General features: G+C 70.7%; 22 protein-coding genes. 13 read left to right on the top strand and 9 right to left on the bottom strand.

The features are described from left to right. Positions 1-65: 65 nt before the first annotated feature. Positions 66-998, top strand: a complete 933-nt coding sequence (locus AC1VNH_RS12420) for an alpha/beta fold hydrolase (RefSeq protein WP_483111702.1) — start codon at positions 66-68, stop codon at positions 996-998. A 58-nt stretch (positions 999-1,056) separates the two neighbouring features. On the opposite strand, the gene AC1VNH_RS12415 is transcribed toward AC1VNH_RS12420, so the two are convergent. Then, positions 1,057-2,955 (bottom strand): alpha/beta hydrolase family protein, encoded by a 1,899-nt coding sequence (locus AC1VNH_RS12415; protein ID WP_483111701.1) that lies wholly within the window; start codon positions 2,953-2,955, stop codon positions 1,057-1,059. 327 nt (positions 2,956-3,282) lie between these two features. On the opposite strand from AC1VNH_RS12415, the gene AC1VNH_RS12410 reads away from it, so the two are divergent. Next, positions 3,283-3,867, top strand: a complete 585-nt coding sequence (locus AC1VNH_RS12410) for a CatA-like O-acetyltransferase (RefSeq protein ID WP_483111700.1) — start codon at positions 3,283-3,285, stop codon at positions 3,865-3,867. A gap of 31 nt (positions 3,868-3,898) precedes the next feature. Beyond that, positions 3,899-4,867 (top strand): helix-turn-helix domain-containing protein, encoded by a 969-nt coding sequence (locus AC1VNH_RS12405; protein ID WP_483111699.1) that lies wholly within the window; start codon positions 3,899-3,901, stop codon positions 4,865-4,867. On the opposite strand, the gene pcaC is transcribed toward AC1VNH_RS12405, so the two are convergent. From pcaC to AC1VNH_RS12375, 6 genes are all read right to left on the bottom strand, one after another. Beyond that, positions 4,868-5,266 (bottom strand): 4-carboxymuconolactone decarboxylase, encoded by a 399-nt coding sequence (pcaC, locus tag AC1VNH_RS12400; RefSeq protein WP_483111698.1) that lies wholly within the window; start codon positions 5,264-5,266, stop codon positions 4,868-4,870. Further along, a complete protein-coding gene (locus tag AC1VNH_RS12395; protein WP_483111696.1) occupies positions 5,263-6,042 on the bottom strand; it encodes an alpha/beta fold hydrolase in 780 nt (259 codons plus the stop codon). The genes pcaC and AC1VNH_RS12395 overlap by 4 nt, the downstream gene beginning before the upstream one ends. Continuing rightward, a complete protein-coding gene (locus tag AC1VNH_RS12390) occupies positions 6,039-6,965 on the bottom strand; it encodes a lyase family protein (protein ID WP_483111695.1) in 927 nt (308 codons plus the stop codon). Before AC1VNH_RS12390 ends, AC1VNH_RS12395 begins: the two co-directional genes overlap by 4 nt. Positions 6,966-7,468: 503 nt before the next feature. Beyond that, positions 7,469-8,026: a protocatechuate 3,4-dioxygenase subunit alpha gene (gene pcaG, locus AC1VNH_RS12385; RefSeq protein WP_137418760.1), complete on the bottom strand. Its 558-nt coding sequence runs from the start codon at positions 8,024-8,026 to the stop codon at positions 7,469-7,471. A 1-nt stretch (position 8,027) separates the two neighbouring features. After that, a complete protein-coding gene (gene pcaH / locus AC1VNH_RS12380) occupies positions 8,028-8,846 on the bottom strand; it encodes a protocatechuate 3,4-dioxygenase subunit beta (RefSeq protein WP_137418759.1) in 819 nt (272 codons plus the stop codon). A gap of 81 nt (positions 8,847-8,927) precedes the next feature. Further along, a complete protein-coding gene (locus tag AC1VNH_RS12375; protein WP_483111693.1) occupies positions 8,928-9,689 on the bottom strand; it encodes an IclR family transcriptional regulator in 762 nt (253 codons plus the stop codon). A gap of 233 nt (positions 9,690-9,922) precedes the next feature. Between AC1VNH_RS12375 and AC1VNH_RS12370 the strand changes: the two genes are divergently transcribed. From AC1VNH_RS12370 to AC1VNH_RS12355, 4 genes are all read left to right on the top strand, one after another. Next, entirely contained in the window at positions 9,923-10,675 is a 753-nt protein-coding gene (locus AC1VNH_RS12370) for an IclR family transcriptional regulator (RefSeq protein ID WP_483111692.1), read from the top strand. Between the two features lie 413 nt (positions 10,676-11,088). Continuing rightward, the gene (locus AC1VNH_RS12365) at positions 11,089-12,273 is read left to right on the top strand and encodes a 4-hydroxybenzoate 3-monooxygenase (RefSeq protein ID WP_483111691.1); all 1,185 of its coding nucleotides are present in this window, start codon (positions 11,089-11,091) and stop codon (positions 12,271-12,273) included. A gap of 226 nt (positions 12,274-12,499) precedes the next feature. After that, positions 12,500-13,723: an MFS transporter gene (locus AC1VNH_RS12360; protein ID WP_483111690.1), complete on the top strand. Its 1,224-nt coding sequence runs from the start codon at positions 12,500-12,502 to the stop codon at positions 13,721-13,723. A 33-nt stretch (positions 13,724-13,756) separates the two neighbouring features. Beyond that, the gene (locus tag AC1VNH_RS12355; RefSeq protein WP_483111688.1) at positions 13,757-14,095 is read left to right on the top strand and encodes an SH3 domain-containing protein; all 339 of its coding nucleotides are present in this window, start codon (positions 13,757-13,759) and stop codon (positions 14,093-14,095) included. A gap of 139 nt (positions 14,096-14,234) precedes the next feature. Here AC1VNH_RS12355 and AC1VNH_RS12350 read toward each other — a convergent pair whose 3' ends face one another. Then, positions 14,235-14,693 carry a MarR family winged helix-turn-helix transcriptional regulator gene (locus AC1VNH_RS12350; protein ID WP_483111687.1) on the bottom strand — a complete coding sequence of 153 codons (459 nt, stop codon included), beginning with the start codon at positions 14,691-14,693 and terminating at the stop codon, positions 14,235-14,237. Between the two features lie 89 nt (positions 14,694-14,782). On the opposite strand from AC1VNH_RS12350, the gene AC1VNH_RS12345 reads away from it, so the two are divergent. From AC1VNH_RS12345 to AC1VNH_RS12320, 6 genes are all read left to right on the top strand, one after another. Continuing rightward, on the top strand, positions 14,783-15,709 hold the full coding sequence (locus AC1VNH_RS12345) for an SDR family oxidoreductase (RefSeq protein WP_483111686.1): 927 nt from the start codon (positions 14,783-14,785) through the stop codon (positions 15,707-15,709). A gap of 64 nt (positions 15,710-15,773) precedes the next feature. Further along, positions 15,774-16,661 (top strand): amidohydrolase family protein, encoded by an 888-nt coding sequence (locus AC1VNH_RS12340; RefSeq protein ID WP_483111685.1) that lies wholly within the window; start codon positions 15,774-15,776, stop codon positions 16,659-16,661. A gap of 3 nt (positions 16,662-16,664) precedes the next feature. Next, complete coding sequence (locus tag AC1VNH_RS12335) at positions 16,665-17,858, top strand: acyl-CoA dehydrogenase family protein (RefSeq protein ID WP_483111684.1); 1,194 nt, start codon at positions 16,665-16,667, stop codon at positions 17,856-17,858. 23 nt (positions 17,859-17,881) lie between these two features. Next, positions 17,882-18,334: a MaoC family dehydratase gene (locus tag AC1VNH_RS12330; protein WP_483111683.1), complete on the top strand. Its 453-nt coding sequence runs from the start codon at positions 17,882-17,884 to the stop codon at positions 18,332-18,334. Positions 18,335-18,384: 50 nt separating this feature from the next. Next, complete coding sequence (gene menE / locus AC1VNH_RS12325; RefSeq protein WP_483111682.1) at positions 18,385-19,917, top strand: o-succinylbenzoate--CoA ligase; 1,533 nt, start codon at positions 18,385-18,387, stop codon at positions 19,915-19,917. 2 nt (positions 19,918-19,919) lie between these two features. Then, positions 19,920-20,834 (top strand): alpha/beta hydrolase fold domain-containing protein, encoded by a 915-nt coding sequence (locus tag AC1VNH_RS12320; RefSeq protein WP_483111681.1) that lies wholly within the window; start codon positions 19,920-19,922, stop codon positions 20,832-20,834. Positions 20,835-20,846: 12 nt separating this feature from the next. Here the strand turns inward: AC1VNH_RS12320 and AC1VNH_RS12315 are convergent, their stop codons facing one another. Next, positions 20,847-21,200 (bottom strand): hypothetical protein, encoded by a 354-nt coding sequence (locus AC1VNH_RS12315; RefSeq protein ID WP_483111679.1) that lies wholly within the window; start codon positions 21,198-21,200, stop codon positions 20,847-20,849. Positions 21,201-21,213: the final 13 nt, after the last annotated feature.

Genomic DNA, 21,213 nt, shown 5'->3' with positions numbered 1-21,213 from the left:
CCGACTGATGTCCTGAGGGGGCGATGTCACCCGCGTCGCGCAGGAGACACGCAGCTCAGGACATCATGAACAAACGCACCAAGATCACCCTCATCGTCGCCGCAGCCCTCGTCCTCACCCCGGCCGTCGCCGTCGGCGCGATGGCGACCGCCAACGCCGTCGCCACGAACTCCGAAGCCTCCGAGATCACCCCCTACGGACAGCGCGTGAGCGTTGACGGCCGCGAGATGAACGTCGTCGTCAGCGGCGATAACGAGCAGACGATCGTGCTGCTTCCCGGACTCGGGACCGCAGCTCCCGGTCTCGATTTCGCCCCGCTCATCGATCAGCTCGACGACGACTACCGCGTGATCGCCGTCGAGCCGTTCGGCACGGGGCTCAGCGACGGGACCGATGTCCCCCGCACCTCCGAAAGCATCTCCCGCGAGGTGCACGGAGCCCTGCAACAGCTCGGGGTCGACCGGTACGTGCTCATGGGGCACTCGATCGCCGGCATCTACGCGCTCACCTACACCTCGCTCTTTCCCGACGAGGTGACCGCGTTCGTGGGCATCGACAACAGCGTGCCCGACCAGCCGGGGTCCGACGAGCCGATCCCCACCGACGCGATGCTGCTGCTGAACGACCTCGGCATCACGCGGGCACTGCAGGCGATCTCACCGGACCCCTACGAGGGACTTCCCTACGACGAGCAGACGAAGCAGCAGATGCGCATGCTCGCCACTCGCAACACGACGGCATCGACCATGGTCGATGAGATGCAGCACGCGAGCCGGAACTTCGCGGATGCGAGCGGCACGAGCTTCCCCGCGTCCCTCCCGGTGCTGCTGTTCGTTCGAGAGAACGACACGGATGTGGCGGACTGGGTGTCGCTGCATGAACGCCAGGCGTCGTCGGTGGACCGCGGCGAGCTCGTCGTCATGACCGGCGACCACTACCTGCACCACACGCTCTCGGCGCAGATCGCGGCCGAGACGAAGCGGTTCCTCGACGGCTGACGCACCGCGGGCGGTGGGGGATCGCACTCCCCCACCGCCCGCGTCGACGCCGTTCAGATCAGGCGTCGATGTCGCTCTTGCCGGCGGAGCGCCGGCGCAGGCGCACGGCCACGACGACGAGAACGAGGGCCAGCAGCAGCGGGAGGACGACCCGCACGGTCATCGCCAGACCGCCCCATTCCTGCACGTCGCCCTGCACGGCCGTGCCGCCCACAACGTTCCACGTGACCAGCAGCGCCGAGACGAACGCTCCGACGTAGATCGTTCCGGTCTTGTGGAAGAAGTACGTCGACAGCGCACCGACGACCGCCAGCACGACGATGAACGGGTAGCCGATGATCGTGAGCAGCGACTCACCGGGCAGCGCCAGCTCACCACTGACGAAGAGCGGGAGGTAGTTGATGATCTCCAGCACGACGAAGCCCGCGGGCAGCACGATCGCGGAGGCGATCATCTCCGAGCGCATCGAGGAGGCGCGCCCGGTCCACCGGAGCGTGCGGTGGAGCGTGAAGGTGAGCATCAGGAAGAACGCCGTGAACGGCAGCAGGTAGAGGACGAACAGCGCGAAGCGCGTCGCCGTCAGCGGCTGCAGCTGCAGGACGTAGAAGCGGAAGTCGCTCTTGAACAGCCAGTCGGAGATCACCACGAGCAGGTAGGCCGCGCCCACGCTGAACAGTGAGAGCACCGCGGCCCGACCGATCAGCGCGCCGCGCCGAAGCCCCGGCGCGCCCTCGACCTCCGCCGCGCGCACGGATGCGAGCGGGTTGCGGCGCCGCTGCACCCACGCGGTGACCGCGTAGATCGCGAGGCCGATGAGTCCGTTCAGCAGCGCCCAGACGACGATGCCGGTCGAGTAGGACTGCCCGAACACGGGACCGGCCGGGATCCAGGCCGCACCCCACGTGTTGAACCAGAAGAACGTGAACGCGGGGATGCCGGTCGTGAGGATCGCCGAGACGATCCACGGCCAGCCCCAGCGGCTTCCCGCGGCTGCCGGAACGGGCCGGCGGATCGCCGAGAAGAAGCCGGTCGCCAGCAGGAGTCCGCCCGAGGCGAAGATCACGAGCACGCCACCGATCATCGCGACGAGGGTGCCGAGCTCCTTGATCCACCAGGTCTGGCCGGCCGCGTCGTGACCGCCCTCGAGCGTCTTGTCGAACCATGCCACGATCTCCTGCGTCACGGCGGGATCGTGGGTCACACCCGGGTGATTGTTGGCGGGTCGCAGGAGTTCGCGTGCGGTGCCGTCGTCGATCGAGCCGTACAACTGGCCGGGAACGACCGGCTCGTCGGTTCCGAACATCGTCATCAGCTTCGGACTCGAGGTCAGATCCCGCGTGTTCGGCGAGGCCCACATCGTTCCCGAGAACTCCTCCCACTCGGCGAAGACCACGAGGGTGTTGCGCGGGAAGTCGGGCGTTCCCTCCGGACCGAAGAAGCCGATGGCCGAGTCCAACAGGACCATGGAGGCGTATCCCTCGGGGAAGGCGGCCGCCGCGTTCATGATGGTCGAGCCACCGAGCGAGTGCCCCTCGAGGCCGATGTTGTCGGGGTCGACGATGTCCAGACCCCGGAGGTAGGCGAGACCCGCGGGACCGTTGAAGCCGTTGCCGAAGGCGGGCGCGTCCGAGCGACCGTGCCCGGCCTGGTCGAGCGCGAGCACGACGTAGCCGCGGCGGCTCAGCTCGACCGCATTCGCCGTCTGCATCTCGCGCGAGTTCACGTAGCCGTGCACCGCGAGCACCGCGGGTGCAGGGGTCTCCGGAGTGGCCGTGACGGGCACGTACAGCAGCCCGGAGACGCTCGTGCCCGCGGTGCCGGTGAACGTGACGTCACGCACCTGGACGGAACCCGCCGACGTCTGCACGAGGGCGGCCGTGGCGCCGCCGGCCAGCACGAGAGCGACGGCGATCGCGAAGAGCGACCACAGCCTCACGAGGGATCGGGGAGAGGACATCGAAACCAACTTCCTTGTTGTGTGCGAGGAGGGCGGTCGGGCTCATTCGGGCCCGACCTGCCTCGGAGTGTAGGGATGCGGCGACACCGAGAACGGGCTGAGATGTCGTTCTGCACCGATGTGCATGCGCGCACATCATTCTGGCTCACATTTGCCTCTTTTGCTGCACATCGGTTCTTCCCAGACAACTTGGGCGTCATCGTGACAACCGTCATCGCCGCGTGCGCGCACCACCTGAGACGATCGATGCATGGACGCTCCGCAACCGATCGATCTCGAGACGTGGCCGCGCCGCCAGCACTTCGAGCACTACCTCCGCGCCGTGCCGTGCCGTGCACGTACGCGATCACCGTCGAGGTCGACGCGACGGAGTTCGCAGCCGCCGTGAAACGGACGGGGCGGCGCACCTACATCTCGCAGATCTGGGCGCTCGCCCTCCTCGTCAACCGTCACGACGAGTTCCGGACAACGCGGGACGACCCCGGCGCACCGGCGGTGTGGGGGCGGACGCATCCCTCCTTCACGATCTTCAACGCCGAACGCGAGACCTTCGCGAGCGTCTGGACGCCCTTCGATGCGGACTACGCCGCCTTCCACGACGCCGCCGCGCGGGTCATCGCCGAGCACGCCGGAGCCACGGAGTTCTTTCCGCAGGGGGCGCCGCCGCCCAACTGCTTCGATGTCTCGAGCCTGCCGTGGACCTCGTTCACCGGATTCACCCTCAACATCGACGGCGGCTCGCAGCACCTGGCCCCGATCTTCACGCTCGGCCGCTACGTCGAGCGTGAGGGGCGCCTGCTCCTCCCCCTCGCTGTTCAGATCCACCATGCCGTCGCCGACGGGTTCCACACGGCGCGGCTCGTCAACGAGTTCCGCGAGCTCCTCGCCGACCCCGACTGGGTGACCGGCTGAAAGCCGGCGCGACCGGCAGAATGGGCACATCATGGTGCCACGCGAGGAGTCGAAGGACCCGCAGGGGTCCGACCTCGTCTACGGGTGGCTGAATCCCGCATCCGCCGAGAAGGACGCGCGGGACAACGACGACGTCATCATCGTGTCGGGGATGACGGGCGGGCCGCCTTCGGTGCGGGCGAGCTTCGCGCTCGGCGCGTTGGAGGTCGCTCTCGTCGCCGGCGGGGCCGTCGAGGTCTCGCCGTGGGAGACGTCACGCCAATGGCAGGGCGTGGTGGTGGGGTACCTCGTCTCGGGATCGATGAGCGTCTCGCAGGACGAGCGCACGGTCGAGCTCGGGCCCGGCGACGTCGTGCTCTACACCGGCGCCCACGGCTACCGCCTCAGCTCCCCGGGTGCGCACGAGTACCTGCTCGTGCGCATTCCGACCTCCGTCCTGGCGCTGCGCCACGGCGAGCTCACGACGCTGCTCGCGGCCGACCTCACCCCGCTGGGCTCGACACCTCTGCTCCGCGCGGTGATGTCGACGCTGGCGTCACCGGATTCGCAGCCTTCCGACGCTGCCGCCGGTCATGTCGCCGATGCGCTCGTCGCCGCTGTGCACGCGGTGCTCGCCGACGGCCGCGAACCCGGCACGGCGACCGTGCTCTCGCTGTTCCACTCGCTCGTGCTGTGGATCGAGGAGCACCTGCAGGATGCGGAGCTCGACGCCGGTCGGATCGCCCACGCGCACGAGCTGTCGCCCCGCGCGGTGCGGCGGGTGTTCGCCGCCAACGGCGTGACGGTGTCGAGTCTCGTACGCGAGCGCCGGCTGGAGCGCATCCGCGACGAACTCGTCGACCCGGCCCACGCCCGCGAGAGCATCGGCACGATCGCCGCGCGGTGGGGCTTCCCCGATCCCGCCACCCTCTCGAGCGCCTTCACGCGGCGCTACGGCGCGTCACCGCGTCGATACCGCGCCGACCTGCAGCGGCAGGGACAGCCCGGCGCCGCAGACTGATCACTCCTCGGCGAAGACGTCCTTGACGATGCGGAAGGCGGTGTTCGCCGCCGGCACCCCGCAGTAGATCGCCGACTGCAGCACGACCTCGACGATCTCGTCGCGACTCAGTCCGTTGCGCTGGGCGGCCCGCACGTGCATCGCGAACTCCTCGTGGTGACCGAGGGCGATGAGCGCCGTCAGGACCGCGATCGACCGGTCGCGTCGGGCCAGGCCGGGCCTGGACCAGATGTCACCCCAGGCGTAGCGCGTGATGAGGTCCTGGAAATCCGCCGTCTCTGCGGTGGTGCCCGCGACGGCGCGATCGACGTGGGCGTCGCCGAGCACCTCGCGGCGCACCCGCATCCCGTCGTCGTATCGCTGCTCGTCGCTGCGGCCCGCACCGCTCGGCCGGCTCATCGCGCGACCTCGCGGAAGAACTCGCGCAGCACGGATGCGGTCTGCTCCGGCTGCTCGGCGGGTGGCAGGTGCGCGGCGGACTCGATCACAGCCACCCGTCCGTCGCGCACGCCTTCGGCGATCTCGACGCTCTTCGCCTCGGGCGCCACCTTGTCGTCCCGCCCGAAGACAGCGAGCACGGGAGCGGCGATCTCACCCAGCCGCGGGCGCACGTCGTAGGCGGCGAGCGCCTCGCAGCACCTGGCGTACCCCTCGTCGTCGGCATCCTGCAGCGCGTGCAGCAGCCGGCCGCTCAGCTCCGGGCGACGCTCGATCGAGCCCGGGGCGAACCAGCGCTGCGCCGAGCCGATGATCACCGACGAGGTGGACTGCGCGCGCACCTGAACCGCCCGTTCGTGCCAGCTCGCTGCATCGCCGAGCTGAGCACCCGAGGCGAGGATCGCCGCACCGCGGACGAGTTCCGGGTGACGCAAGAGCAGTTCGAGCCCCGTCGCGCCGCCGAGGGACACCCCGGCGTAGAGGATGCGTTCGCCGCCGATCGCGCGCACGGCATCCGTGACAGCGTCGGCGATCTCGCCGACGCTGAACGGCGAGCTCGGCGAAGGGGCGGCCCCGTGACCGGGGAGGTCCCAGCTCACAACGCGGTAGTCGTCTGTGAGGAGCGGGGCGACGTCCTCCCACAGGATCGTGGAGGTGCCCAGCGACGGGCCGAGCACGACCAGCGGAGCATCGGCGGGGCCGGCCACCTCGGTCAGGGCGATCGTGGGTTGGGTCATGCGGGATCCTCGGTCGGGGCTTCGATGCTCTCGCGAGCGGCATCCGCCGGCGCGTCGGCGACGGCCCGGTCGACCAGCGCGCCCGCAAGACCGGTGTAGGCGGCAGGGTCCAGGAGGGCGTCGACGTCGTCGGCGGGATGCGGCGCGCCGGGCGCACGGTCGAGCGCGGCCTCGAGCGCGTCGCGCACGAGCGCACGGAGGTCGCCCCCCGCGGTTGCGGCCCCGACGATGCGACGCACGTCGTCGGACCCGATGACGGGCGAGAGCACGATGGAAAGCCGCTCCGACACCAGCAGCCCGTCGGTAGCGGCGAGAGCGCGAGCCACGGCGACCTCGTCGACGCGCAGACCTGTCACGAGCGCGAGGCTCGTCTCGGCGGCGCCGAGCGCGAGGCGCAGCAGCTCCCGCAGCGTCGGCCATTCCGCGTGCCACGCCCCGTCGGGGCGCTCGTCTGCGGCGAGCGCGGCCGCGAGGTGCAGGGTCGCGCCCAGCTGCGGTGCACGCAGCGCCGCCGAGCGTACGAGCACGGCGCCGGTGGGGTTGCGTTTCTGGGGCATCGCACTCGAACCGCCGCCGACGCCCTCCGCGAGTTCGCCGATCTCGGTGCGCGAGCCGGTCGCGACATCGGTCGCGAGTTTGCCGAGAGCGTCGATCGCCTGCACGAGCGCATCGCCGAACTCGGTGACGGGCCAGCGCGAGACGTGCCACGGCGCGTCGGGGGCGGCGAGCGCGAGCTCCGCGGCGTACGCGGACGGGAGAGCGGATGCCGCATCCGTCCCGCCGATCTCGACGAAGGAGGCGAGGGTGCCGCCCGCGCCTCCCAGCTGCGCGGGAAGCTGCCCGACGGCGTCGCCGAGCCGGACGCGCGCACGGGTGACGCCGCGCAACCAGCCCGCGGCACGAGCACCCACGGTGGTCGGCACGGCATGCTGCGTCAGCGTGCGGGCGGCGGCGACCGTGTCGCGATGGACGACGGCGAACCCGGAGAAGCTGCGCCTCGACCTGCCGGAGAACCCCCAGCAGATGCAGCCCCGCGCGCCGGGAGACCAGCATGAGCGCCGAGTCGAGGATGTCCTGACTCGTCGCGCCGCGGTGCAGCCACGGACGCACGTGGATCGACGCGCGATCGTCGAGGCGGGCGATGAGCGGGATGACGGGATTGCCGCCGCCGACGGCCGCACTCGCCAGTCGGGTGATGTCGAGCCAGTCGGCGTCCACGAGCAGGCCGGCTCCGGACCATCCGAACTCCTCGGACGCGGCCGTGGCGACCGCATCCGGAGCGACACCGACGACGGCCCAGGCCCGCACGAGGGCGACCTCGGCGGTCACGAGAGCGGCAGCCACGGCATCGTCGGCCACGAGGGAGTCGTGCGACACCGTCACCGGGGAGAGCAGCCCCACATCCGTGAAGGGCGCCCCGGGTTCGTCAGAAGGCAAGGAAAACGGTCTCCTTCTCGCCCTGCAGGTGGATGTCGTGGGTGAGATCACCCTCGGGCGTGCGCGTCGCGACGAGCGTAGCGCGCTCGTGGGGCTCGAGCGAGGAGAGCAGGGGGTCCGCCGCGAGCAGCTCTTCGTCGTCCGGCAGGTAGATGCGCGTGTGCAGCTTGTTCGGGAGCCCGCGAGCGAAGACGACGGCCGCGTAGAACGGCGCCTTGCCGTCGATCGGACCGGGGTTGCGCGTCCAGAAGTCGTACGCGCCCTCATCCGTCGTGAAGCTGCGGCCGAAGCCGGTGAAGGTGTGGTCGTCGCGGCGACGAGAGCCGCGCGCGCGAGAGATCGTGCCGTCGGTGTCGGCTCCCCAGATCTCGATCACGGCGTCGGGGATCGGAGCCCCCGCGCCGTCGTAGATCGTCCCCGACAGCACGATCGCGCCGCTGGAGTGCGGGAAGACGACCTCGTGCATCTTGGGGTACTCGAGACCGAAGGCGAAGAAGGGTCCGACCGTCTGGCCGGAGGTGGCGGGAAGGCGCGTTGCTTCGGACATCTCAGTGCTCTCCCTCGGGCTCGAACCAGGTCGCATCCGGGCCGTCGACGACGATGTCCCAGCGGTAGCCCATCGAGAACTCGGGCACGGTGAGGTCGTGGTCGTAGGCGGCGATCAAGCGGTCGCGATCGCGCTGATCGCGGATGGTGTTGTAGATCGGGTCGAGCGCGAACAGCGGGTCGCCGGGGAAGTACATCTGCGTGATCAGGCGCTGCGTGAAGCCGCCGCCGAAGAGCGAGAAGTGGATGTGGGCGGGGCGCCAGGCGTTGATGTGGTTCTTCCACGGGTACGGACCGGGCTTGATGGTCGTGAAGGTGAAGCCGCCGTCGTCGCCCGTGATGGTGCGGCCGGCACCGGTGAAGTTCGGATCCAGCGGAGCCGGATGCTGGTCGCGCTGGTGGATGTAGCGGCCGGCCGCGTTGGCCTGCCAGATCTCGACGAGCTGGTTGGCCAGAGGACGTCCCCAGCTGTCGAGCAGGCGCCCCGTGACGGTGATGCGCTCACCCTGCGGCTCGCCGCGGTGCTGGAGCGTCAGGTCGGACTCGATCTGCGCGACGTCGCGCTGTCCGTACGCGGGCGAGAACAGCTCGATGGTCTCGGGGTCGACGAGCCGCGGGTTCTTGGTGGGGTGGCGCAGCAGGCTCGAGCGGTAGGGCGCGAAGTCGTAGAGCGTGGTGGGCACGTCCTCGCCGGCGGCCACGCGACGGGCGGCGTCGGCGTGAGCGTCCGCGATCTCCTGGTTGATCTTCGACTGCGTGGGCATGTCGGCCGAGGCCAACAGCGACTCGGGAGCCGCAGCCTGGGGCGGAGGGGTGGACATGGAACCGTCTCCTTCGACGTCACACGGGTGGGGTGTCCAGGGTTGCACCGGCGGGCCGCATCCGGTCGCCTCCGTTCTCACTCAGTGAGAATCAGATCCTCGGAGAGCCTTGGTCAGATCCTTCGCCGCCTGCACGACCAGCGGGGCGAGACGCCTCTCATCGGCGCCGTCGAGGTGCGTGACGACGCCGAGCGCGGTGGCCGGCAGCCCCGAGATCGTGCCGAGAGCGGCGGCGACCGAGATGTTGCCGAGCGTCATCTCCTCGCGGGTCACGGCGTAGCCCCGGCGCCGGGTGAGCACGATGTCCGCACGGAGCACGTCGGGGTCGGTGATCGAGTGCCGTGTCTCGGGCATGAGGGGGGCGGCGAGGTACGTGTCGAGCCATGCTTCGTCGCACGTCGCGAGCAGCGCACGACCCACCCCCGTCGTGTGAAGCGGGTGTCGTCCACCCGCCCGCCCGAGGGTGGGAACCGAGGCGCGCCCGGTGATCCGCCCCGCGAACAGCACGACTGCATCCGGTGGGGTCGGGGCGTCGAGCACCGCGAGGTGGACGTTCTCCCCCGTCGCCTCGTACAACCGCACGAGGTGGGGCAGCGACTGCTCCCGCAGCCGCAGCGCCAGAGGCGAGAGTTCGCCGAGCTCCCACATCCGCGCACCGACGGCGTACGTGTGCGCGGAAGTGCGCTCGACGAGGCCCTCGCCGATGAGCTGGACGAGGAGGCGATGCACCGTCGAGAGGGGAAGGCCCGCGCGTTCGGCGAGCTCGGCGGCGGTGAGCTCGGGTGCGTCTTCGTCGAACGCCCGCATGAGCGTCATCGCCCGACGCAGCACGCCATCCGCCATGCCCTCACCCTAGCCGCGGGGTGACTGCGGGATGCGGCCCGGCGCCTGCTGCCCGGCTGGCGGTTGCCCTGCTTCCCTGCTGGCGGCTGCCCTGCTGATGTCCCACTTTCTGCAGCGCATGTCCCACTTGCCGCAAGAATTCATGCCCAAACCTGCAGAAAGTGGGACATGCCGGGTGGAGGTGTGGCCGAAGCGGGACATGCGCGCGACGGGATGCGTGAGATGGTGGCGGCATGGCCAACTCGCCGAGCGGCGACTCGATGACGGCACGCATCGTGCGCGTGCTCGAGACGTTCACCGCCGACCGCACGGTGCAGACGGCGGCGGAGATCGGCCGGCGCGCAGGGCTTCCCGCATCCACCGCCCACCGCATCATCGACGACCTCGTCGCAGAGGGGCTGCTCGAGCGCGACGAGGAGCGGCGCATTCGCATCGGCATGCATCTGTGGGAGCTCGCGCTGCGCGGATCGACGGCGCTGCGGCTGCGGCAGGCGGCGCTTCCGGCGATGTCGGCCGTGCAGGACGCCATCCGCGAGCACACGCAGCTCGCCGTACTCGAGGCCGACGAGGCGCTGTTCGTCGAGCGGCTCTCGCATCCGGATGCGGGCGCAAACATCACCCGCATCGCCGGGCGCCTCCCGTTGCACGCATCCTCCGCCGGGCTCGTGCTTCTCGCGCACGCCCCCGCCGCCCTTCGCGAGCGGGTGCTCGATGCGCCGCTGCGACGCGTCGCCCGCGAGACCGTGACGGATGCGGCGGAGCTGCGCCGCATCCTCACCCGCATCCGGCGCGACGGGTACGTGATCGCGCCGGGGTCGATCGAGTCGGTGTCGACGGGCGTCGCCGTGCCGCTGCGCGAGGAGGGCGAGGTCATCGCGGCGCTCTCGGTCGTGCTGCCGCGCGACGCCGACGCGGAGCTTGCCCTGCCACCGCTGCGGATGGCCGCCGTCGAGATCGAGGCGGGACTGCGCGGCACCCGGGCCTGAGCGCGCGGCGCTCGGGCCTGCGCGCGCGGCGCCCGGGCCTGTGCGCGCGGCACCCGGGCCTGAGCCCGCGGCGCACGAGCCCGTGCGTGATGCCGGGATACGCGCGATGCCCGTGCCCGAGCGCGCGGTGCCCGGGCCTATGCGCGCGGTGCCCGGTCCTATGCGCAATGCCGGGGGTGCCGCGACCCCGCATCCGCCACACTCTCCTGCATCCGCCACAGTTCACGACGGCCGCACCTGCGCAAAGGTGTGGCAGGTGCGCATATGCGACGCAACTCGGGCACCCGACACCCAGCACCAACGCCGCATGGAGTGCCCGAGCAGTCCCATTCAATGGGACTCTGTCACCCCCGTTCTGACCGCAGGGCACACTGGTGCGCAGCATCAACAGGCCCGTCGTCGAAGGAGACGTCATGACCGTTATCCGCACCCGCGTCGCCATCGTCGGCGCCGGTCCCGCCGGACTCCTGCTCTCGCACCTGCTCGCCGACGCCGGCATCGAGTCGGTCATCGTCGACTCCCGCACGCGCGAGCAGATCGAGACCACCATCCGCGCGGGCATCCTCGAACAGGGCACCGTGGATCTGCTCGTCGCAAGCGGCGCGTCGAAGCGCGTGCTCACGGACGGCAACCGTCACGACGGCATCGAGCTGCGCTTCGCCGGCGAGGGGCACCGCATCGACTTCCCCTCCCTGACCGGCCGGAGCGTCTGGCTGTATCCGCAGCACGAGGTGCTCAAGGACCTCGTCGCCACACGGCTCGCGGCCGGACAGGACCTGCGTTTCGGGGTGCGCGTCGACGCGGTGGAGGACGCCGCATCCGATCGGCCGCGCGTCATCGGCGTGGATGCGGACGGGCAGCGCGTCGAGATCGAGGCCGAGTTCGTCGTCGGCGCGGACGGCTCGCGCTCGGTCGTGCGCCAGACGCTCGGCGGATCGGCGGCCGGGTCGTTCCGCGAGTACCCGTTCGCCTGGTTCGGCATCCTCTGCGAGGCCCCGCCGAGTTCTGAGGAACTCATCTACAGCAACTCGGATGCGGGCTTCGCCCTCATCAGCCAGCGCAGCAGCACGGTGCAGCGCATGTACTTCCAGTGCGACCCCGAGGCCGATCCCGACGCGCTGAGCGAGGCGCAGATCTGGGACGAGCTGCAGGCGCGGGTCCCGGGCACGACCCTCCACGAGGGGCCCATCTTCCAGCGAGACGTCCTGCGCTTCCGCAGCTTCGTGGCCGGCGAGCTGCGCCGCGGCCGCGTCGCACTCATCGGCGATGCGGCGCACACCGTGCCGCCGACCGGCGCGAAGGGCATGAACCTGGCTGTCGCCGACGTCGTGCTGCTCGACATCGCGCTGCGCGCGCTGCTGCTCTCCGGCGACGAAGACCCGATCGACGCCTTCTCCGAGACGGCGTCGCGGCGGATCTGGAAGGCCCAGCACTTCTCGTGGTGGATGACCAGCATGCTCCACCGCACCCCGGACGCATCCGACTTCGACCGCCGGCGACAGCTCGGGGAACTCCGCTCGATCATCGACTCGGATGCCGGCCGCACCTACCTCGCCGAGGCGTACACTGGCTGGCCGTTCGAGACCCGCCTCGGCTGACCCGGGCGGCACGCACACGCTCGCGCGTCGGCGCCCAGACCGGCCCCGCGGGGCCGCCCGCGGTACTGCGACATCCGCACGACCAACGCGACTCGCGCCTCCCCACGAGCCCCGCCGGGCACCACCCGCGCCACGCCTCGTGCACACGTCGCAGTGACGGCGCAGGCATCCGCCGCGCGAAAGCGGGCGCAGACGGAGGCGGCGGGCAGGGTAGAGTCCGGTGCTCGTGAGCATCCAGACCCCCGGCGAGCGACCGCACCGACGCGGCCGCGGGCTCCTGCTGCTCGTCGCCGTGGCGCTGGTCGCCGCCAACATGCGCGCGACGATCACGGGTGTCGGCCCAGTGCTCGAGGAGATCGCGGACGATCTCGGCACGACGACAGCGGCTCTCGGCTCACTCGCAGCGGTGCCCCTTCTCGCCTGGGCGATCGTTTCGCCGCTGACCCACGGCCTGTCACGTCGGTTCGGGATGTCGCGCGTGCTGCTCGTCGCCCTCGTCGCGCTGGGCGCGGGAACGGCCTGGCGGTCACTGCCGGGCACGGAGGTCAACCTGTGGCTGGGAACGGGCCTGATCGGCGCCTCCCTCGCCGTGGCCAACGTGATCATGCCGGCGGTGATCAAGCGCGACTTCCCGGGGCGCGTCCCGGTCATGATGGGCATGTACACGGCGCTGCTCGGCGGCGTGGGAGCCATCGCCTCGGCCGTCGTCGTGCCCATCTCGCACGCCGTGGACGATCCGGATGCCGGGTGGCGCGTGGCATTGGCCGCGACCGCCGCGCTCCTGCCGCTCACGATCGCCCTGTGGGCATGGGCCCAGCACGGCCGCACCCCGCGGACCGCGCCGGTATCTGCCTCACCCGGCGTCTCGCGCAGCACGGGGATCTGGCGCGACCGCCTCGCGTGGCAGATCGCGGCCTACATGGGCGCGCAGTCGGCGTCGTTCTACATGCTCGTGACGTGGATGGCCCCGCTCGCCGCATCCACCGGCAAGTCTCCCGTCGCCGCCGGCGTCGACGTCGCGCTGTACCAGATCCTCGGTGTCGTCGGATCGTTCGCCGTCGCCTTCGCCCTGCAGGGGCGCCTGCGCCGCGCCGTTCCCGCCGCACTCCCGCTGCTCGCGATCGCCGCCGCGATCGGCATGATCCTCGCGCCGCAGCTGCTGACCGCATGGGCCCTGATCTCGGGCCTGTCGGCGGGAGCGTCGCTGAGCATGTCGCTCACGCTGATGGCGCAACGCGCGAGGGACGCCGCCGCATCCTCCGCGCTCTCCGGGATGTCGCAGTCGGTGGGATACCTGCTCGCCGCCGTCGGCCCCATCTCCTTCGGCGCCCTCCACGCGCTGGACGGTGGCTGGACCGCGCCGCTGCTGCTGTACATCGCCGTGCTCGTCGGGCAGTGCGTGGTCGGGGTCTCGGTGGGACGCGACCGGTACGTGCTCGAGGGGCGCTGAGCGGATGTCGGCGGCACCTGCGACGCTGGGAGCATGCGTGCGCAGCTGACCGCCGACCACGAGATCCCCGAGCGCGCCCCGCTGCGCGTGCACCCCGGTGAGCGGGTGACGGTCGGCGAGCGCGACACCGAGTGGCCCGCGTTCGTGTTCGTCACCGCGGCGAACGGATGCGGGTGGGTGCCGGCTCGGCACATCGACATCGACGGCACGGCGGGGATGGTGCGCACCGGCTACGACACCACGGAACTGCCCGCACGGGCGGGTGATGTCGTGGAGATCCTCGCCGACGACGCCGAGAGCGGCTGGTCGTGGTGCCGCGACGCCACGGGCCGCGAAGGATGGGTTCCGAACCGCGCGCTCGCGCGGATGTAACCGCATCCGTAGCTCAGGAGAAATCCCTCCAACAGGACGATCCGCGGCGGCCCCTCCTGCACAGCGGAGGTCTCCTGCCGAAGGGATGCGGGCCCCCGCGGCGCCCACGTCTCCGCCGCGCCAGGCGCCGGCCGGCGCCTCAGGGGAAAGCGATGCGGCGGAGCAGGTCGGCCAACTGCACGCGCTCGGCGGCCGAGAGGTTTCCGTGCAGGTCGCGCTCCGCGGCCTCGGCGGCGGCGAGCGCGCGTGCGTGGAGCGCGAAGCCTTCGGCCGTCGCCACCACGACGTTGGCACGGCGGTCGGCGGGGTCGGGCCGCCGTTCGATCAGGCCCCGGCGCTGCAGGTCGTCGACGAGGGCGACGACCTGGCTGGGATCGAGACGCAGGAACTCGGCGAGCTCACGCTGCGAGGGACCCGCCGCGGTGTCGCAGGCCAGCGCCAGCACCGAGTACGAGCGCACCTTCAGTCCGACGGCGGCGAGCGCCGCGTTGCCCGCGGCGAGCGAGAGGGCGTTGGCGCGGGCGAGCAGGAAGCTGACGTCGTCGGCGAGCCGGGCGCGCGCGTCCGATCGCACTGCGGCTCCCTCGCTCTTCGCCATGGATCGATCCTAACAAAAGGTGCGGGAAACAATAATTGACAATTTCAACTAGTCCGGTTTCAATGAGAGCACGAACGAAGGAGTCCCCCATGTCCCTCGACGGCAAAGTCGCCATCGTCACCGGATCCGGCCGCGGCCTCGGCCTCGCCTACGCCCAGGAGCTCGCCCGCCAGGGCGCGCGCGTCGTCGTCAACGACGTGGATGCGGCCACCGCCGCCGAGGCGGTCGCATCGATCGAGCGCGAGGGGGGCCAGGCCGTCGCGGTGGTCGCTCCCGTGGGCTCGTCCGAGACGGCGAAGGAGCTCGTCCGCACGGCCGTCGACACCTACGGCCGGCTCGACATCCTCGTCACCAACGCCGGCGTCCTTCGCGACACCGTGCTCTGGAAGATGAGCGACGAGGCCTTCGACACCGTCATCGACGTGCACCTGCGCGGCACGTTCACGTGCGTCCGCGAGGCCGCCACCTACATGCGCGAGAACGAGATCGCCGGTCGCATCATCTGCATCGGCTCGCCGACCGGTCAGCGCGGCAACTTCGGCCAGACCAACTACGCCGCCGCCAAGGCCGGCATCGTCGGCATGGTGCGCACCTGGGCTCTCGAGCTCAAGAAGGCCGGCATCACCGCCAACGCCGTGATCCCCGTGGCCGCCACCGCCATGACGGCGACCCTCCCGTACTTCGCCGCGGCGGTCGAGGCCGAGGAGGCGGGTGAGCCGATGCCCGCCTTCTACCGTCACGACCTCGGCTTCGGAACCTCCGACGACGTGGCCGGCCTCGTCGCCTTCCTCGCCTCGGATGCGGCGGCGAACGTCTCCGGCCAGGCGATCGGCGTCGGCGGCGACCGCATCCAGCTCTGGTCGCACCCCGAGCCCGTGGTCACCGCGTACCGCGAGGGCGGCTGGAGCGCGGCGGCGCTCGAGTCGGAGTTCGCCGACCTGGTCGGCGACAGCCTGCAGTCGGTCGGCGAGCGCTTCCCCGCCCTGCCGGAAGAGCTGCAGCGCCCCCGCCCCTGAGACTCGAGGGGTCCGGTGAGACCGGGCCCCTCGCACCACGCATCCCCGAGGACGAGGAACGCCGATGACCACGCGCTACGAACCCGCGATCGACCTATCCGCCATCACGGCGATCGACGTGCATGTGCACATCGAGGTCGACGCGCACGGCCACTCCTCTCTTCCCGACGATCTGGCCGAGGCTGCATCCGCGTACTTCAGCGCCGACGTGGGCCGCCCCGATCTGGATGCGGTCGCCGCGTACTACCGTGAGCGCTCCATGGCAGCGGTGGTGTTCACCGTGGACGCGCAGACGGAACTGCAGCATGCGGCGCTGTCGAGCGAGGAGATCGCGGAGGGCGCGGCGCGCAACAACGACGTGCTCATCCCGTTCGGCTCCGTCGACCCGCGTCAGGGGAAGGCTGCGATCGATCGCGCGCGACACCTGATCGAGGACTACGGCGTGCGCGGCTTCAAGTTCCACCCCACGGTGCAGGGCTTCGACCCGAGCGACGAGCAGTACTTCCCGCTGTTCGAGACGATGCAGGCGGCCGGCGTGGTGACGCTCTTCCACACGGGGCAGACGGGCATCGGCGCGGGTATGCGGGGCGGCCGCGGCTTCCGCCTCGCGCTGTCGAATCCGATGCTGCTCGACACGGTCGCAGCGCGGTTCCCCGACCTGCAGATCATCATGGCCCACCCCTCGGTGCCGTGGCAGGACGAGGCGATCTCTGTGGCGACCCACAAGCACAACACGTGGATCGATCTGTCGGGCTGGAGCCCGAAGTACTTCCCGCCGCAGCTGGTGCGGGCGGCGAACTCGTTTCTGAAGAACCGCATCCTGTTCGGCTCGGACTTCCCGCTGCTCACCCCCGACCGGTGGCTGCGCGACGTGGAGCAGATCGAGATGAAGCCCGAGGTCATGCCCGGCATCCTCAAGGACAACGCCGCTCGTCTGCTCGGACTCGGATAGCCCATGAACCCGAGACTGCGCAGCGAAGCGCCTTTCGGTCACGACGCGCTCGGGTACGCCGAGGCGATGCTCAGCGAGGGCGCCCGCGCTGCCCTGGCCCGCCTCGACGACACGTTGCGCACCCGGATCGCGCCGCTGCTGCCCGCGGCGTGGGAGAGCGCGACCCTGCCGGCCACCGTCATCGACGCCCTCGCGCCTCTCGATCTGATGCAGCCGGTCGGCGTGGAGCCGTCAGAGGCCGCATCCTCCGTCTTCTCCGGCTACCGCGCGTTCGTCCTCGCCCGCACCGACGTGTCGGTCGCGACGGCGTACAACGCGCAGTCGGGACTGTTCCGCACCGCCGTGCGCCGCGGCGGCTCACCCGAACAGGTCGCCGCGCTGGACGACGCGATCCGCAGCTTCGCGCTGCGGGGCGTCTTCGCACTGACGGAGCCCGACCACGGCTCCGACATCGCGGGCGGGCTCGCCACGACGGCCACGCGCGAGGGAGACGGCTGGGTCATCGACGGCGCGAAGCGGTGGATCGGCGGCGCCGACACCGCCGACGTGCTCGTCGTGTTCGCACGCGCCGCCGACGACGGCGAGGTGAAGGCATTCCTCGTGCCCCGGGACGCGCCCGGCGTCACGCTGACCCGCATCGAGGGCAAGGTGTCGCTGCGACCCATGCAGAACTTCGACATCCGCCTCGACGGCGTGCGCGTCGAGGAGAGCGCGCGGCTCCAGCGGGTCGACAGCTGGCGCGACGTGGCCGAGATCCTGCGGTCGCTGCGCTCGGACGTGGCCTGGATCGCGACGGGCCTGCAGGCCGGCGCCCTGGATGCGGCGGTCGCGTACGTACGAGAGCGCGAGCAGTTCGGCTCGCCGCTGGGCGGCTTCCAGCTCGTGCAGGAGAAGCTCGCCCGCATCCTCGGCAACCTGACCGCATGCCTCGGCATCGTCACGCGTCTGTCCGCACGGCAGGATGCGGGCGTGCTGCGCGACGAGGATTCGGCGCTGGCCAAGATGCAGACCGCCCGCCTCGCCCGTGAGAGCGTCGCGCTCGCCCGCGAGGTGCAGGGCGGCAACGGCATCCTCCTCGAGCACGGCGCCGCACGGTTCTTCGCCGACGCGGAGGCCGTCTACTCCTACGAGGGCACACACGAGATGACCGCCCTGATCGTCGGGCGGGGGCTCACCGGCTCCTCCGCCTTCGTCTGAACATCCACCGAAAGGAACCCATCATGACCACGACCGCCGCATACGCCGACGCCGCATCCCTCGCGGGCACCGACCTCGGCTTCACCGACTGGCTCGAGGTGACCCAGGACCGGGTGAACCTCTTCGCGGACGCGACCGACGACCACCAGTGGATCCACATCGACCCGGAGCGCGCCAAGGAGGGCCCCTTCGGAGGTCCGATCGCGCACGGCTTCCTGTCGCTGTCGCTGACCGTGAAGTTCTGGTCCGAGCTCTTCGACCTCGACGGCGTCAGCACCAAGGTGAACTACGGCCTCGACAAGGTGCGCTTCGTCTCGCCCGTCGCCGTCGGCGCCCGCATCCGCGGCGGGGCCGTGATCGCCGAGGTCACCGAGGTGCCCGGCGGATACCAGTTCGCCGTCGACCAGACGATCGAGATCGAGGGCGCCGCCAAGCCCGCGGTCGTCGCGCGCGGGCTGTACCGCTTCTACGCCTGACCCATCCCCACGGGGCTCCGCCCCGAACCCACCACCACGAGGATGCAACGATGCATGATCACGGACTGGGATCCTGGATCACCAAGAGAAGACTGAAGAACCCCGGCAAACCGGCGATCATCGTCGACGGCGGCGAGACGCTGTCGTACGGCGAGCTCGCCGACACTGTCGATCGCACGGCGGCCGTGCTGCGCGCACGCGGCATCGGCAAGGCGGATGCGGTGGCCTACCTCGGTGAGAACAGCCCGGCGTTCCTGCAGGTGCTTTTCGCGTGCGCCCGGCTCGGGGCGGTGTTCGTGCCGGTGAACACGCGCCTCGCGGCGCCGGAGATCCAGCACGTGCTGACGGACTCCGGCGCCCGGGTGCTCATCCACGACCCGGAGTTCGCGGAGCGCATCATCCCGGGGATCGAAGCCGCATCCATCGGCGAGGTCATCCTCACCGGGGAGGGCATCTCGCACCATCCGGGCCTGTCCGCGCTCGTGCGCGACGCCGACGGCACCTCGATCGGCACGGCCGAGGTCACGCACGAGGACCCGGCCGCGATCGTGTACACCTCGGGCACCACGGGTCGCGCGAAAGGCGCGGTGCTCACCCACGGCAACCTCACCTGGGTCGCACTGAACTGCATCATCGACTACGACGTGGTCTCGACCGACATCGCGCTGATGATCTCGCCGCTGTTCCATGTGGCCTCGCTCGGCATGGGCGCGCTGCCCGTCATCCTCAAGGGCGCGACGCTCGTGCTGGAAAAGGGGTTCGATGCCGGCCGCGCGCTGATGCTGATCGAGCGTCACCGCGTCACGATGCTCAGCGGTGTGCCCACGACCTACCAGTTGATGGCGGATCACCCGGACTGGCCCACGACCGACCTGTCGAGCCTGCAGAAGCTGACGTGCGGCGGCTCGGCCGTGCCGACCCGCATCCTCAACGCCTTCGAGGCGCGCGGACTGTCGTTCTCGCAGGGCTACGGCATGACCGAGACCTCGCCGGGCGCCACATCCCTGGCACCGGCGATGACCCGCGCCAAGCAGGGCAGCGTGGGCCTGCCGCACTTCTTCACCGAGGTGCGCGTGACCGACGACACCGGCGCCGTGGTCTCTCCGGGCACGGTGGGAGAGATCGAGATCGCGGGACCCAACGTGTTCCCCGGATACCACGGGCTCCCCGGCGAGACAGCCGCCGCCTTTCGCGAGGGCGGCTGGTTCCGTTCCGGCGACCTCGGCTATCTCGACGAGGACGGCTACCTCTTCATCTCCGACAGGCTGAAGGACATGATCATCTCCGGCGGCGAGAACATCTATCCCGCCGAAGTCGAGAACCTCATCAACGACATCCGCGGAATCTCCGGAGTCGCGGTCATCGGGGTGCCCGACGAGCGGTGGGGCGAAGTCCCCTGGGCCGTGGTGACCGTCAAGGAGGGCGCAGAGGTGACGACCGAGTCGGTGCGCACCCAGCTCGACGGCGTACTCGCCCGGTACAAGCTGCCCAAGAACGTCGTCGTCGTCGAGGACCTGCCCCGCACCGCATCCGGCAAGGTCCGCAAGGCCGCGCTGCGCGAACTGTTCGGACGGAAACACTGATCATGTCGCTGCTGTCGCGCCCCGCCGTCGCACGATTCGTCGCGCGTCGGCTGCAGAAGGCGATGCCGCGCATGATGGCGGCGCAGGCCGGCGGGGTCGACCCGCACGAACGTCTGCCGGAGTTCACCGCCGAGCGGCGCGAGCTGATCGTCCCCGCCGATCCGCCCGCGCCCGTCGTGATCTATCGCGCGGATGCGGTGGCCACCCCCGGCGTGCACGTGAACTTCCACGGCGGCGGCTACATCCTCGGCCAGCTGCACGGCGACGATGCCCTCTGCCGCGCGATCGCGAGCCGGGCGGGCGTCGTGGTGGCCGATGTCGACTACGCGGTGGCGCCCCAGCATCCGTTCCCGACCGCCGTGCACCAGGCGATGCGGGTCGTGCAGTGGGTCATCGACAATGCCGACGCGCAGGGGTGGGACGCCACGCGGCTCACGATCGGCGGGCAGAGCGCCGGCGGCGCGATCGCCGCCGCGGTCGCGCGGCAGGCGCTGGATGCGGGCGGCCCCCGCATCCGTCTGCAGGTGCTGCACTACCCGCCGCTCGATCTCACGGTCCCCGCGGCCGGGAAGCACTCGCCGCTCGCGAAACCCCTCCTGCGTCCCTGGATGTCGGAGGTCTTCGACAGCTCCTACGTACCCGATCCTCGAACCCGCGCCGACCCGCTCGTCTCGCCGGCGGCCGCATCGGACACCGCCGATCTCACCGGGATCGCGCCGGCCGTCGTCATCGCCGCATCCGACGACATCCTGCGCGACGAGGACGAGCACTACGCCCGGCGCCTCGAGCGCGCGGGCGCCCTGGCGGAGTTCTGGCAGGTCGAGGGCGCCGACCACGGCTACGACGGTGGCGATGACACGCTCGCCCGGGAGAACTACCTGCGCATCGCGGCACACATCCGCGCCGCGCAGGTGTGACGGCTCGCCCGCTCAGCGTTCCTCGGACTCGGGCTTCTTCCGGATGACGTCTGCGAGCGGATCGACGGGCAGACCATCCCCGATCTGCGACGTGGGCTTGACGTCCCGGTGAGGGTGTGTGGGTGCGCCACGGCCGAGGTACGCATCGCTGTAGGGGTCGGAGGCGTACAGGGTCTCGCTCTCGAGCCTCTTCCTGCGGTGGGGTCGGAACGAGAGCAGTGACACCGCGCCCAGAGCGAGAACCGCCCCGACGATCACCACCCAGAGCGGGACCCGCCACGCGAACGCGATGGATGCCCAATACAGCCCGAAGCCACCGAGCACGATCGCGACGATGAGCGCCCGCCGCCAGTGATAGAGCGCCATATTCCACGGTAAC

Source organism: Microbacterium sp. KU4F (assembly GCF_056868075.1).
The sequence above is the reverse complement of the archived record's forward strand: the minus strand, read 5'-3'. Positions and strand labels throughout refer to the sequence as shown.

Coding starts and splice junctions, on each gene's coding strand:
- AC1VNH_RS12370 (WP_483111692.1), top strand. CDS start 9,923: ATGGCCAACTCGCCGAGCGGCGACTCGATGACGGCACGCATCGTGCGC.
- AC1VNH_RS12330 (WP_483111683.1), top strand. CDS start 17,882: ATGACCACGACCGCCGCATACGCCGACGCCGCATCCCTCGCGGGCACC.
- AC1VNH_RS12350 (WP_483111687.1), bottom strand. CDS start 14,693: ATGGCGAAGAGCGAGGGAGCCGCAGTGCGATCGGACGCGCGCGCCCGG.
- pcaG (WP_137418760.1), bottom strand. CDS start 8,026: ATGTCCGAAGCAACGCGCCTTCCCGCCACCTCCGGCCAGACGGTCGGA.
- AC1VNH_RS12420 (WP_483111702.1), top strand. CDS start 66: ATGAACAAACGCACCAAGATCACCCTCATCGTCGCCGCAGCCCTCGTC.
- AC1VNH_RS12375 (WP_483111693.1), bottom strand. CDS start 9,689: ATGGCGGATGGCGTGCTGCGTCGGGCGATGACGCTCATGCGGGCGTTC.
- AC1VNH_RS12345 (WP_483111686.1), top strand. CDS start 14,783: ATGTCCCTCGACGGCAAAGTCGCCATCGTCACCGGATCCGGCCGCGGC.
- AC1VNH_RS12320 (WP_483111681.1), top strand. CDS start 19,920: ATGTCGCTGCTGTCGCGCCCCGCCGTCGCACGATTCGTCGCGCGTCGG.
- pcaH (WP_137418759.1), bottom strand. CDS start 8,846: ATGTCCACCCCTCCGCCCCAGGCTGCGGCTCCCGAGTCGCTGTTGGCC.
- AC1VNH_RS12355 (WP_483111688.1), top strand. CDS start 13,757: ATGCGTGCGCAGCTGACCGCCGACCACGAGATCCCCGAGCGCGCCCCG.
- AC1VNH_RS12340 (WP_483111685.1), top strand. CDS start 15,774: ATGACCACGCGCTACGAACCCGCGATCGACCTATCCGCCATCACGGCG.
- AC1VNH_RS12315 (WP_483111679.1), bottom strand. CDS start 21,200: ATGGCGCTCTATCACTGGCGGCGGGCGCTCATCGTCGCGATCGTGCTC.
- AC1VNH_RS12365 (WP_483111691.1), top strand. CDS start 11,089: ATGACCGTTATCCGCACCCGCGTCGCCATCGTCGGCGCCGGTCCCGCC.
- pcaC (WP_483111698.1), bottom strand. CDS start 5,266: ATGAGCCGGCCGAGCGGTGCGGGCCGCAGCGACGAGCAGCGATACGAC.
- AC1VNH_RS12335 (WP_483111684.1), top strand. CDS start 16,665: ATGAACCCGAGACTGCGCAGCGAAGCGCCTTTCGGTCACGACGCGCTC.
- AC1VNH_RS12415 (WP_483111701.1), bottom strand. CDS start 2,955: ATGTCCTCTCCCCGATCCCTCGTGAGGCTGTGGTCGCTCTTCGCGATC.
- menE (WP_483111682.1), top strand. CDS start 18,385: ATGCATGATCACGGACTGGGATCCTGGATCACCAAGAGAAGACTGAAG.
- AC1VNH_RS12395 (WP_483111696.1), bottom strand. CDS start 6,042: ATGACCCAACCCACGATCGCCCTGACCGAGGTGGCCGGCCCCGCCGAT.
- AC1VNH_RS12405 (WP_483111699.1), top strand. CDS start 3,899: ATGGTGCCACGCGAGGAGTCGAAGGACCCGCAGGGGTCCGACCTCGTC.